The following is a 12,044-nucleotide window of genomic DNA, read 5'->3' as shown; positions in this document are numbered from 1 at the left end:
AAGTTTCCTGAGCCTTTAGCGATTGCTTCGGGTGTTTGGAGCGGCTTGTAATCCAACTAAATCCAAGCGCATGAAGTAAGCGGTACACGTTGGCCAGTTGGTACTCAACCTTAAACGTGCTGAGAATGTAAGTTCGAACATCCTCAGCGATCAACCTTCCGCCATCAGGTTTGACGGCATTGTTCTCAATGAAGGTACAGAGTTGCTTCTGTTGCATCGCAGTAAGCCTGACTGGTCGACCGGGGCTGCGCTTTACCTGCAAGGCATCTAGACCACCAGACAGATACAAAGCTACCCAAGAGTTCACACTCCCTCGGGAGATCCCAAGCATTTCGGCGACTTGTGTCCGATTGTAGCCACGCAAGAAGTGGTGTAACGCCAGATAGCGCGTTCTCATCCTCGAATCGCTGGCTTTCGTGGCAAGTTGCTTGAAATCGCTGGAAGTATGCATCGTCGATGCTCGGGTCACTAATCAAAGCACTATTAGATCAAACTTTTAGTGCAATTGGTANCAAGAGTTCACACTCCCTCGGGAGATCCCAAGCATTTCGGCGACTTGTGTCCGATTGTAGCCACGCAAGAAGTGGTGTAACGCCAGATAGCGCGTTCTCATCCTCGAATCGCTGGCTTTCTTGGCAAGTTGCTTGAAATTGCTGGAAGTATGCATCGTCGATGCTCGGGTCACTAATCAAAGCACTATTAGATCAAACTTTTAGTGCAATTGGTATAAAAGATCCAATGACTCCGGCTCATATGACCATGCTTGAAGGCTATTTGTCATCAACCTCGAGAAAACAACCCAGCCAACAACTTGACACCCATATGACTGCGCGACCAACATCTCTATAACCTTGGCCCATTTACGGACACCTCTATCGTGATGCTGCGCATTCTGAGCAAATATGCGACGCTGGCGGCGATGCTTCTCTTGCTGCTCGCTCTGCTGTTGGTGACCAAGCTCATATGGGAAAGACAGCCTAACTCCGCCGACAACCCACAATTGAAAGGCATTGGATCTAAAGTCGAAATAGCATTCAGTGAGTTTGGCGTGCCCAATATCGACGCCGCGTCCGACCGCGACGCCTTAGTGGCACTCGGCTGGCTGCATGCGCGTGATCGGCTGTTTCAAATGGACGTGCTACGCCGGATAGGGAAGGGCGAGCTCTCCGCCCTGTTTGGCGAAAGCACACTCAAGACCGATCGCCTATTTCGAACCTTAGGGACCCGCGCGTGGAGCCAACAGCAGGCGCAAGATCTGCCGGAGCGCTCGCCCCAGTTGCAAAGCTGGCTCGGATCTTACGTTGAAGGCATCAACCAATACCTTGACGCACACCCAGTTCCGCTCGAATACCTGCTGCTCAACGCCAGCCCAGAGCCATTCAGCACCACCGACGTCTTTGCCACACTGAGCTACATGGCGCACAGCTTTACCGCCGCCTTCAAGCAAGATCCGCTGCTGACCGACCTCTACCAACATCTGGATCCCGCCTACCACCACGTCCTGCAGGGCCATTGGCAACACGCGCCGGACTCACTGCCAGAGTTGGGCGATCTCACCGCCTATCATCAGGTGATCAACGCGCTGCCCGAACATCTCCCCCTAGGGCAGATGCAAGGCTCCAACGGCTGGTTAGTCAGCGCAGCGCGCAGTGCCAGTGGCGCCCCCCTGTTTGCCAACGATCCCCACATCAGCTTTTCCACGCCACAGGTGTGGTATGAAGCTCAGCTTCATACTCCAAACCGCAGCCTCTACGGTCACTACCTGCCCGGATTGCCCATTCCCCTTCTGGGCCAGACCCCGAGCCGGGTTTGGGGCCTGACCATGCTGCTCAATGACGATGCCGATCTATTTCAGTTGCAATCGCACCAGCAGCAATACCTGCTTGATGGCGAGCCGCATAGCTACGCATTGGAGCGGCAAAGCATACCGGTCAAAGGCCAGGCGGATGAGATCCTGACGATCTATCACAGTCGATTTGGCCCCAGGATCGATCAGATCCTTGAGCTGTCAGAGCCCACCGCGCTCTACTGGACCTTTACCGAATCAGAAAACCAGCCATTGCAGGGACTCATGGGTCTGGTCAATGCCAACTCCATGACCGAGCTCAGCCAACATCTGCCGCTGATCTGGTCGCCCGGCGTCAACCTGCTCTACGCCGACACCGACGGCAATATCGCCAAGTGGGCGGTCGCCCGTTATCTTAAGCGTGCACCGGGGATCAGCGGCGCCACCGTGATCGACGGCAGTCAGCGGGCCAACCGACCGCGTGGCTTCTATGCCTTCGACGAAAACCCGCGTGAGATCAATCCAGAAAGCGGCCTTATCTTCTCGGCCAATCATCCCTACCGCCTGCCATTGAGCGAGCAGGAACAATCCAGCTATTACGCGCCGCTATTTCGGCCACAATGGCTCGCTCAGCAGCTACAGAGCCAAGCTACGTGGACAGCCGCCGACTTCAAGTCACTGCAAACCGACAGCCGCAACCTTCGATTTGAACTGCTCAAAGCCCCTTTTCTCGCCGCAACGGCCGAATTGCCAAGTGAGCAGCGCCAGCAGTTGGCGCAGTGGGATGGACGCTACCGACCGAACAGTGCCGCCCCGACCCTATTTGAGGCGTTCTACTATCAACTGCTGAAGTCGATCTTTGCCGATGAACTCGGCATGCCCCTGTTTGACCGTCTGCGCCGTGAAGGCCTCATCGACAAGATGCTCTATCAGGTGGTCAATGCCCCCACCTCCCTGTGGTGGAACAACGTCGACCGACTGACCTACCAAAATGCCGATGACACACTCAAAACTGCCTGGCAGATCACCCTACAACAGCTAGAGGGGTCGATCGCTTGGCAAGACAACGCCCGATATCGCCACCGGCATGCCATGGGAAGCAATGACTGGCTGCAAGCACTGTTTGAAGGCCCGAAGCTGGCCATCAGCGGCTCCAAAAGAGCCCTAAACAATGTGTCCTATCGCTATCAAAACGGCAACTGGCAAGGAACCTTTGGCCCGTCAACGCGCCGCATTGTCGATCTGGCCAAGCCAAGCCAGGTACAGGTGATCAGTCCGCTTGGTCAAAGTGGCGTCCAGTTCACGCCCCACTTTGCCGATCAAGCCGAGCTGTACCAGCAAGGACTCTATCGACAGATCCAACTTACACCGGCATCGACCGTCGACTTAACCCTACAACCGCACCCTTAATCGAACAAAATGTGATCGCGACTGATTCTCATTTATCTTCAAGTTCGCTAAGATGGCGTGGCATGTTGATAATGGGTCGGTTCGATGAGCAAAGACAAAGCGGCGAAGAAACTAGCCAAAGCAGAAGCAAAACAGCGCAAAGCATTGTTGAAAGCCTGCAACAAATCGCTGAAAAAGGCGCTCAGCGCGGAAATCGTGTCCCCTTCCCTGTCGCTCGATCCGGCGCAACGTAAGGAGATGGCGGAGCAATGGGTGCAACAGGTGATGCAAACCTTAAACAGCCCAGTGGTTTCGTTTTACCCGGAAACTCCCTACCCACTCGACAAGCCGCTGAAGAAAAAAGCATGCAAAAGCTGTCCAGCATTGAGTGGCGGTCTGTGTCGTTGCGCAGTCAAACAAAGTCGCAAACTGACGCCCGGTACTGAGCCATTACAGTTGGTCAATCTCTAGAGGCCCGGCGGCAAAGCGCTTAGGCGCCAACGTCATCCAAGATACGATCCCGCTCGCCAACCACTTGATCACGCCCCTGTTGCTTGGCCTGATACATCGCCTTATCCGCCCTTATCAACAAGCCCTCGGCATCATCGGACGCCTGCATGCAGGCAACCCCAAGCGAGACGGTAATATGCCCGATCGGCTGTTGCCCTTGCTGCGTCGCCAGATTTTGTTGAGCGATCTGCAGCCGGATCTGCTCCGCAAGTACCAACGCCTTGCCATAATCCCATTGGGGTAAAACCAGCACAAACTCCTCGCCGCCGTAACGGGCAATAAACGGCTCTTGTCCGCTCACCCGCCGTAATGTCATTGCCACGAAACGCAGTACCTGATCGCCCACAGCGTGGCCATAGGTATCGTTGAAGCGTTTGAAATGATCCACATCCAATAGGATCAAGCAGCAATCCTCCCGCGTCTGCGTATACGCCAGTAAACGCGCATTAAGCTCATGCTCCAGGGCCCGGCGGTTGTACAACGAGGTTAACGGATCGAGTAGCGCCTGCTCACGCACCTGAGCGAGCTCTTGTCGCAACCCGCTCGCATCTTGGCTCAACTGCGTCAGACTGCTCTCCATTTGTTGGTTGTTGTTAAGCACTTCGGTGACGCCCGCCGTCAATCGACGGATCATCTGACTCAGTTGCTCCGGCGAGGACGGCTGAGCCAACTCGGCATCCAATTCGCCCAACACCTCGGAAAACGCGCGGGTTCCAGCGCTACTGGCGCGGATCTGCTCCACCAGACTGGCGATCAGCTTCTGGGTTTCATTGTGAACGTTTTCAAAACGCTGACTGGGATCGCGCTGAATATACGTGGTGTACAGGGTGTCATTGACCCGACTGTCGAACGCTTGTTGCTGCCGTAAACGCTGCTCGATCTCATGCTTGAGCGCGAGATCGTAGCCCATCACATAGTGATACCAAACGGCGTAGTTCTCCGGCGTCACCGGGATCTTCAGTGACGACATCTGCGGGATCGCCTGCCGAAAGATCTGCAGCGACCGCGCCAACGCATGGGCCGTTTTCCCTAACATCACACCCCCTTCCTCTTTAACCCAGATCCTGAGCCACTCAGACCAACTACATCGCACCGAGATCCAGCAGGGCCTTGCTGCCACTTTCCTCAAGCGCCACCCGGCTCTCGCGAATAAAGATCCGCTCCGGCGACATGGATAGCTCCTCGGTCAACACCCGTTTGACCGCATCTGCACGCTGCACTGCCAGCGCCGACAACACCTCGTCCGCCACTTCAACCTGTGATAACAGTGAAGCAAACAGCGCTCGGTATCCCGCCTCAGGCGCCTCGGCCAGCTTCAACTGAGCCGCGGCACTGTCTGGACCGTAAGCGCCGTCGTATGCCTGCATCAAACGCTGCGCCTGCTGCGCCGAAAGGTCTGCTGGCGTTACCTCTTCCGGCCAATCAAGTTGGCCTCGTAACTGCGATGTCGCTAAGACCCGGCTGTCTTGCTCTCGATCAACCGAGCCTTGCACTGACAAAGAAAGGTTAGGCCGCTGCGCCATCGCCTGAGTCAACCGCTCCAGTTGTGCCCATTGGCTCGGACGTAGCTTGGCTTCACCAGCAGCAAACATCACCTCATTGCTGGGGGGATCGCCGCCAAGCAGATTGCCCAGCAAGGTGAAGGGTGAGGTCACTATCTTGGTGATGACATTGCCCAAGGCCTTAAGCACCAACGGCCCAATGGCAAATTCCGGATCCTCCAGATCGCCGCTAACCTCCAAGCCCAGGTCGATCACCCCGTTGCTATCCTGCATCAAGGCCACGGCCAGCGCGACCGGCAGACTGGTGGCTTTTTCCGACTCGCTGCGCTTACCCAACTTAAGTTGATCCAGCACCACCTTATTGCTGCCCTGCAACTGGCTGCCGTCCAACTTATAGTTCAACGCCAGATCCAGTTGGCCCTGATCAATATAATATCCGGCATAGGTGCCGGAATACGCGTTCAACGAGGTCAATTCAACGTTGTCGAAACTCAACGCCAGATCCAGGTACTGCGTGGCCGCCAATGGCTGTAACTCGCCCCGCAAGGCCACCGGGGCATAGCGGTCAACCTGGCCGGTAATGGCCACTTGTGCGCGCGCCGAGGGCTCTGAGCTCAACCCGGTAATGGTCCCTTCCAGCTGCTCGATCCCCGAAGCAAATTTCGGGATTAAGGTGTTATCAGCGAAAAAGGCCGCCCCCTCCTTGAGCTCGATCCGATCCACCCGGATCGCCATCGGCATCGCCGTCTCAGCAGCCGTCTCAGCAGCCGTCTCAGCAGCCGTCTCAACGACCGTCGTCATCGTCTCGGGGCCGCTGTCCGTGTCTGTCCCCTCATCGGCTGACTCATCGCTCGACGCCGCTGTAAACGCCGTCAGATTGGTGCTCCCATCCTCATTGATGATCACCCGGGCAAAGGGCTGCTCCAGCGTGATCTGGCCAATGGATAGCGCCTGAGGTTGGCTGGTTACATTCAGCTGCTCGATGGCCATCGACTGCCAGGTCAGCAGATCCCGCCCTTCCGGTTGATCCTGCGTGGTCAACTCGGTGATCTGCACATCCCCCTGATAATCCAGAGCCAATGGTTCGAGCGTCGCCACGCTCAGCGCACCATGGGTGGCAAATACGCCCTCAACCAGAGCAATATCCACCTGCTCCTGCCAATAGGGGATCGTATCGGTCAAAGCAAAACCGTCCAGGGCGAGATCCAACGTCAGTTGCATCGGCTCTGGTACGACTTCACCATCGATCGACAATCGACCCGTCTCATTGATCACCGTATCCAGATCAACCAGTATGCGCTGACTGAGATCGGTCGAGATCGGGCCCGCCGCCAACAAATCTATCCTCATCTGCCAAGGCGTCGGCTGTGCCGTGGTCAGATCTTGCAGGGCCAGCTCAAACTGTTGCAATTGGATCTGGCCCAGCGCCAGTTGCCAAGCCTGTGCCGGATCCACCTGCTCGGTCTCAACCGGCGTGTCATTCGGCGCTGCGGACACAGGTAAAAAGATCGTTTGCCAATCTACCCCGTCGGCGTGACGCTGTACCTGAGCCTGACCCTGTGACAACTGCAGCAACTCGAGTTGGACTTGGCGGCGCGCCACATCCACCGACAGATCGGGGATCAAGGCTTGCCCCAGTGTCACAACCGGCTGCTGCTGATAACTGATGGCCAACTCACGCAGCGCCACACGCCCTTGCTTCACCCAGATCGCTGGCGGCCCATTGTCCTGCTGTTTAACCGACAGCATGGCGTCCAGATCCAGCCGACTGCTGTCCAGATCAAAACCAAACTGCGCGGCGAACAACGGCCAATAGTGGGTGAGATCGGCGTCCTCCAATCGGACATCGACCGCGACGTCAAGAGGACTCAAGGTCGCAGCCACCTCCAGCGCCAATTGCCCGCCGCCGGGGCCCGTCAGCATCAATGCCAACCGATTGCCCTCGCCGGCGAGGCGAAGATCACGTGCATTCAGGCTTAGCCGCTCAAACGCCAGTGCCTCCTGTTGCGCCGGTTGATAACGCACCTGCCCCTGAACCACGGACAATGCCTGCAACACGATCTCAGGCAGCGAAGCGTCGCCATCATCCACAGGCTCAGTCGAGGCCGTACGGTCAAGCGGCGCTAACAGGCGGGACACGTTGGTGTCCTCGCCACCAAACTCACGATAATGAAACTCAGGTTGAGTCAGCGTCAACTCACGGATCCGCCCCTGCAGGGAGAACAGCGACAACCAGGGATCGAGATCGAGCACCAAGCCCTCAAAACCGGCAACACGCTCCCCTGTCGCGTCGTCCAACGCGACCTTTTCCAACGTTAAGCGCCAGTGCAGCGGGTGAAATCGGACAGAGCCGAGCTGCAGTTGCCCAGCCAAGTTCTGCGAGACCCATTTAGGCGCTTGGTGCTCGATCAGCTTGGGTAACCCCACCCCAGCCAACAGCAAATACAGGCCAAAAGCCAACAGTGCATAGCTCGCTCCGCGGACACTCCCGCGTTGCCAAAGATCTTTCCACTTCACTGCCCGTCTCCCAACTTATGGCCACTTTTTCAGTGTAACGCCAACAGGTTGGATCCGTGAAAACAAACGGTAAAAAAAGTGTTACCCCAAAAGGAATTCAAAAACAGTGCGTGCTTCGCGTGATCATTTAATCGGGGGGAGCAACACCCTAAAACCGCCCAACGACCTCCCACGATCGCGGCAACCGTTTTCTCTTGGTGATAACCGCAACCGTTCGCCCCAAAGCTCCGTTTCTGAGCATCCGCCCCTTTGCCGGGCTATAGCATCCGAACGAAGCTGCTGGACTCATGCCGTCGCACCGGCTGTATCGCTTTGACCGGCGTGCCCAGATACAGAAAACCGACGATCTCATCATCACCGATCACGCCGAGTGCCTCACGGACATAGGGGTGGCGAGCATAGCTGCCGGTGCGCCAGATCCCACCCAGTCCCAACGCCTGAGCCATCTGCTGCATCTGCATCAGCGCACAGCCTGCGGCCAAATGTTGTTCGATACTGGGCACCTTCGGGTGGGGCGTGACTTTGGCGATCACAGTGATCACCATCGGGGCACGAGTGGGCAGGAGTTTGGCACGGGCCAACGCTTCGCCTTCCGCACCATCGGCGGCCGCGGCGGCATAATAGATCTCCCCTAAACGCTCAAGCCCACTCTCTTTGGCTATCACAAAGTCAAACGGCTTCAGTCCCGCGTGATCCGGGGCGGTTAACCCCGCCTGAATGATCTGTTCCAATTGCGCCGGATCAGGGCCGGGCGCGGTAAGTCGTGGGTTAGAGTGGCGCTCTAGCAACAGCGTGATCGCATCCATACGTGGCGATATCCTTTATCAGATTGATGATCCTAACGCCATATTGTGTCAGCCAAGGGGACAATTCAATCGTGCGCGTGCTCCAGCGCCAGCAAGGTCTGTTTCAGCTCCAAGCCGCCGGCATACCCCGTCAAGCTGCCATTGGCCCCGATCACCCGATGGCAGGGGATCACCACAGGCAACGGATTGCGTCCATTGGCGGCCCCTAAGGCACGCACCGCTTTAGGTCGGCCTATCGCCCGGGCGATCTCGCCATAACTGGCGGTTTTACCATAGGGAATGCCCTGCAGTGCCTGCCAGACTTCACATTGAAATGCGGTCCCCTGCGGCGCAAGCTTCAAGTCAAACTCACACCGCTGGCCGGCAAAGTACTCCGCCAGTTGCCGCTTGGCATCCTTGAACCCATCGGGGCAGTGCTGCCAATCCGGTTTTGCTGCCATCGGCAGTGCCCCGGCCTGCAACACGATGTGGCGCAGGCCCAGTTCGTCCCCGGCGATCAGGATCAAACCGATCGGGCTGTTGAACTCGCAATAATTCATGGTTTTCTCTGCTCTTGTTCTGTCATTGTTGATTGCCATAGCAAACTTGCAGCATAGCCACGCCACGGTGCCCATGGCTGCGCCCTTTGCGTCAGCGCCTTCGCATCCTGCGCCAGCCCCAACTGCCGTGCCGCCTTCAGCAGCACCATGTCATTCGCGGGAAAGCTGTCCGGATCGGCGCCGCTGCGCAGACACCAATAGGCAACGGTCCAAGGACCAATGCCTTTCACCTGTGCCAATTTTTGCGCGGTGGCCTGTGGATCCGGCCAGCCGTCCAGCGGCGTCTCCATCGCCATCTGCGCAGCCGCATGGAGCGTACGGACCCGCGCGCCGGGCATGCCGATCGCGGTGAGATCCATCCTTGCCAACGCCTCTGGCGTGGGCAGACCAAATCCGCCCATCGCTTCATGGCGCGTGACCAATCGTCCCAAAATCGTGATCGCACCGGCGACCGAGATCTGCTGGCCGACAATGGCGCGAAGCAAGGTCTCCCAACCATCCCAATAGGACGGCAGGCGCAGCCCGGGCCATTGCGCCGAGATAGCGCGCAGTATCGGCTCCTGATCCAGCGTCTGATGGATCTGCGTCAGATCCGCATCGAGATCCCACATCCGCCGAACCCGCTGTTGCAGCTCGGCATACCTCCCGGGCTCGATACCTTCCAGGGTCAGCAGCAGCGCATCCCCCTCGCCTTGCTGCACGGTAAAGGCTTGTTCCGGCCCGAGCCGGCGCCGGTAGATCCCATCCCGAACCTCCTCAAGGCCGTTGATCGCCCGATGGGCAAAAAACGGCAGCAGGGCCGAAAAATCCAACGGCGGACGATAACACAGACGCAACTGTATTGTGGCGGCAGGCATAGCGGCTCCCTGATCTTTACGAAAACGGCTCGGTGATAGCCGATAGGCCGCTGCAAACGCGTCGTTGAAACGGCGGATGCTGGAAAAACCCGCGGCATAGGCGATGTCGGTGATCGGCAATCGGGTGTCTGTGAGCAGCTGCTTGGCTTGCAGCAATCTGTGGGTCGACAGAGCCTGTAACGGTGAGACGCCAAGATGCTGCTGAAACAGTCGGCGCAGCTGGCGTTCACTTAAAAAACAGGCGTCCGCCAGCGCGACAACACCGGTGATCTGCTGGCTGCACAGCAGCGCCATCGCCCGCTGCAACTTGGGCTGATGCACCCGCCAATCGTGTGCTGGCGGCGCCAACTCCGGCCGGCACCGCAAACAGGGCCGCAGGCCCTGCAGCTCAGCCTGAGCGGCGCAGGAAAAATAACTGACGTTCTTCTCTAGCGGCGCTTTAACGCGGCAGATAGGCCGGCAATAGATCCCGGTGCTGCGGACACCGACCAGGAAGCGGCCATCAAAACGACTGTCCCGAGCCAACCGGGCGGCACGGCATTGCTCTGCAGATAAGGTGAGGGGGATGTGTGATCTCATGCCGCCAGCATAACGCCGGCGGCAACAAGCCACTAGCCAATTTCGGCCATCTTTGTTGGCTCAATTACGGCTGAGAAAGTGATCTAGACTGGTGTACTTGCCGCCACCGAGGAAGTAGAGCGCCAGCAGCATGACAAAGTAGGTGGCACCAAACTCGATGCCATTATTCAAAATGACGAAGTTGCCCGAGCTGGTCAGCCAGTCGATGTTGCCGTTCTCCGCTAATATGGCTCGGCCACGCTCCAGCTTTTCTGCCGAGTCCAGCACCTGTTGATTGGCCAACCAGGAGCCGCTGTCCGCGATCGCCAGCCAACCATTTTCCCAATGCACCGCAAAGATCGCCACCAACATGGTCACCATCAGCGGAATGCTGACGAGGCGGGTCAGTAGGCCCAAGACCAACAAGCCACCGCCGATCAGCTCAGTGCCGGCGGCCAATCCCGCCATCAGTCCCGGCAACGGCAGGCCCAGTCCCCACTCGGGGTTGCCAAACCAGGCCACGGTGTCGGAGAAATGCGACAGTTTATTCCAGCCCGCCTGCATAAACACCGGCGCCAAATAGAGTCGAATAGCGAGCGGCGCTATGCCTTCCAGCGTTTGAGTCGAGGAGAAAACGCGTTGCCAAAGCGCAATGATTGCCTGCATGTGATTGATCCCTTGTGGTCAGTTCCTAGCTAAGACCGGAACACTGCAGCGGCCATTTCGTCTTGGTTAAAAATAGCTAAGGTTGCGCCAAGTAGATAAAGTCGGCGCGCAATTTCCCCAACTCTTTGTTCAAGCGACGCTGCTGCTTCGAACTCATGCTTTGGTGGATCGCAGCGAAGCCCTGCGACAGTTGCCGCCGATTCTGCTCGATGAGCGTCAGGTATTGCGCCGACTTGAGTTGATCCGGCTCCACCATCAACAGCCGCAATTCTCGCTCAAGCGCCGCGCCATCGCTGCGTTGATACAGCGCCAGGGAAAAGCGTTCAAACCAGACATCACGATAACTGAGCCAGAGCGCTAACGTGCTGTGGCGATTGTGATTGTAGTCGTGGATGATCGCCTTTTGCTGCTTGCTCAAGCGCCCTATCTTTTTGCGGATGGACTGCTCCATCGACTTGTTGGACTTGGCGATCCGCTGCTCCAGCGTCAGCTCGGCATACTCTTCACGCAGCTCGGCTTCGTCTTTGGCCATGTTAGCCAGTGCTTCGTCGATCTGCGCATCGGAAAAGGATTGGATAAAGGGGATAAGCGCGGGGATCAAGTGTTCAAACAGCCGATCCCAATGGCCATTGCTGCGGTCAAAGTGGCCCTGAATTTGGGCGGCTTGTAATGGTTCGGCGACGTCGCTCTGTAAGGCTTCGATGTGCTGGACATACCGGGGCAGCTCATTCGCTTTATGCCAGGCCAGCGCCTGCTCGATCATCTCATCGAGTTGGCGCTCCTGCGCCCGACTCAGGCTGACGTAGTCGTCCAGCTCCCAAGGGATCAACCAGTCCAGCCAGTTATACACAAATCGTGTCGAACAGGCCGACAGTATGAACACCCCCAGCAGAACCCCTATCCAACGTCTCACG

Annotated in this window: 11 protein-coding genes; 2 read left to right on the top strand and 9 right to left on the bottom strand. The window is 57.5% G+C overall.

Annotated features, from left to right (window positions below; genetic code table 11):
* A partial coding sequence (locus tag ABEA08_RS05800) for a helix-turn-helix domain-containing protein (RefSeq protein WP_345334198.1) occupies positions 1-451 on the bottom strand: 451 nt, incomplete at its 3' end.
* A 45-nt stretch (positions 452-496) separates the two neighbouring features.
* Positions 497-613, bottom strand: a complete 117-nt coding sequence (locus ABEA08_RS22005; protein ID WP_425557335.1) for a helix-turn-helix domain-containing protein — start codon at positions 611-613, stop codon at positions 497-499.
* Positions 614-880: 267 nt separating this feature from the next.
* On the opposite strand from ABEA08_RS22005, the gene ABEA08_RS05795 reads away from it, so the two are divergent.
* Both ABEA08_RS05795 and ABEA08_RS05790 read left to right on the top strand, forming a co-directional pair.
* Positions 881-3,196, top strand: coding sequence for a penicillin acylase family protein (locus ABEA08_RS05795; protein ID WP_345334199.1), 2,316 nt, complete (start codon positions 881-883; stop codon positions 3,194-3,196).
* An 84-nt stretch (positions 3,197-3,280) separates the two neighbouring features.
* Positions 3,281-3,646: a hypothetical protein gene (locus ABEA08_RS05790; RefSeq protein WP_345334197.1), complete on the top strand. Its 366-nt coding sequence runs from the start codon at positions 3,281-3,283 to the stop codon at positions 3,644-3,646.
* A gap of 19 nt (positions 3,647-3,665) precedes the next feature.
* Here the strand turns inward: ABEA08_RS05790 and ABEA08_RS05785 are convergent, their stop codons facing one another.
* From ABEA08_RS05785 to ABEA08_RS05755, 7 genes are all read right to left on the bottom strand, one after another.
* The gene (locus ABEA08_RS05785; RefSeq protein WP_345334195.1) at positions 3,666-4,721 is read right to left on the bottom strand and encodes a GGDEF domain-containing protein; all 1,056 of its coding nucleotides are present in this window, start codon (positions 4,719-4,721) and stop codon (positions 3,666-3,668) included.
* Positions 4,722-4,767: 46 nt separating this feature from the next.
* Positions 4,768-7,704, bottom strand: coding sequence for a DUF748 domain-containing protein (locus ABEA08_RS05780; RefSeq protein ID WP_345334194.1), 2,937 nt, complete (start codon positions 7,702-7,704; stop codon positions 4,768-4,770).
* Between the two features lie 257 nt (positions 7,705-7,961).
* Entirely contained in the window at positions 7,962-8,510 is a 549-nt protein-coding gene (locus tag ABEA08_RS05775; RefSeq protein ID WP_345334193.1) for an NAD(P)H nitroreductase, read from the bottom strand.
* 65 nt (positions 8,511-8,575) lie between these two features.
* On the bottom strand, positions 8,576-9,049 hold the full coding sequence (locus ABEA08_RS05770) for a methylated-DNA--[protein]-cysteine S-methyltransferase (RefSeq protein WP_345334192.1): 474 nt from the start codon (positions 9,047-9,049) through the stop codon (positions 8,576-8,578).
* Positions 9,046-10,485 (bottom strand): Ada metal-binding domain-containing protein, encoded by a 1,440-nt coding sequence (locus ABEA08_RS05765; RefSeq protein ID WP_345334191.1) that lies wholly within the window; start codon positions 10,483-10,485, stop codon positions 9,046-9,048. Before ABEA08_RS05765 ends, ABEA08_RS05770 begins: the two co-directional genes overlap by 4 nt.
* Before the next feature lie 60 nt (positions 10,486-10,545).
* The gene (locus ABEA08_RS05760; RefSeq protein WP_345334190.1) at positions 10,546-11,130 is read right to left on the bottom strand and encodes an HvfX family Cu-binding RiPP maturation protein; all 585 of its coding nucleotides are present in this window, start codon (positions 11,128-11,130) and stop codon (positions 10,546-10,548) included.
* A 76-nt stretch (positions 11,131-11,206) separates the two neighbouring features.
* Entirely contained in the window at positions 11,207-12,043 is an 837-nt protein-coding gene (locus ABEA08_RS05755; RefSeq protein WP_345334188.1) for a DUF6279 family lipoprotein, read from the bottom strand.
* Between the last annotated feature and the right edge of the window lies 1 nt (position 12,044).

Origin of the sequence: Ferrimonas pelagia, assembly GCF_039543565.1 — a bacterium.
GTDB classification, from domain to species: Bacteria; Pseudomonadota; Gammaproteobacteria; order Enterobacterales; family Shewanellaceae; genus Ferrimonas; species Ferrimonas pelagia.
The sequence above is the reverse complement of the archived record's forward strand: the minus strand, read 5'-3'. Positions and strand labels throughout refer to the sequence as shown.

Coding starts and splice junctions, on each gene's coding strand:
- ABEA08_RS05765 (WP_345334191.1), bottom strand. CDS start 10,485: ATGAGATCACACATCCCCCTCACCTTATCTGCAGAGCAATGCCGTGCC.
- ABEA08_RS05770 (WP_345334192.1), bottom strand. CDS start 9,049: ATGAATTATTGCGAGTTCAACAGCCCGATCGGTTTGATCCTGATCGCC.
- ABEA08_RS05795 (WP_345334199.1), top strand. CDS start 881: ATGCTGCGCATTCTGAGCAAATATGCGACGCTGGCGGCGATGCTTCTC.
- ABEA08_RS05785 (WP_345334195.1), bottom strand. CDS start 4,721: ATGTTAGGGAAAACGGCCCATGCGTTGGCGCGGTCGCTGCAGATCTTT.
- ABEA08_RS05760 (WP_345334190.1), bottom strand. CDS start 11,130: ATGCAGGCAATCATTGCGCTTTGGCAACGCGTTTTCTCCTCGACTCAA.
- ABEA08_RS05790 (WP_345334197.1), top strand. CDS start 3,281: ATGAGCAAAGACAAAGCGGCGAAGAAACTAGCCAAAGCAGAAGCAAAA.
- ABEA08_RS05775 (WP_345334193.1), bottom strand. CDS start 8,510: ATGGATGCGATCACGCTGTTGCTAGAGCGCCACTCTAACCCACGACTT.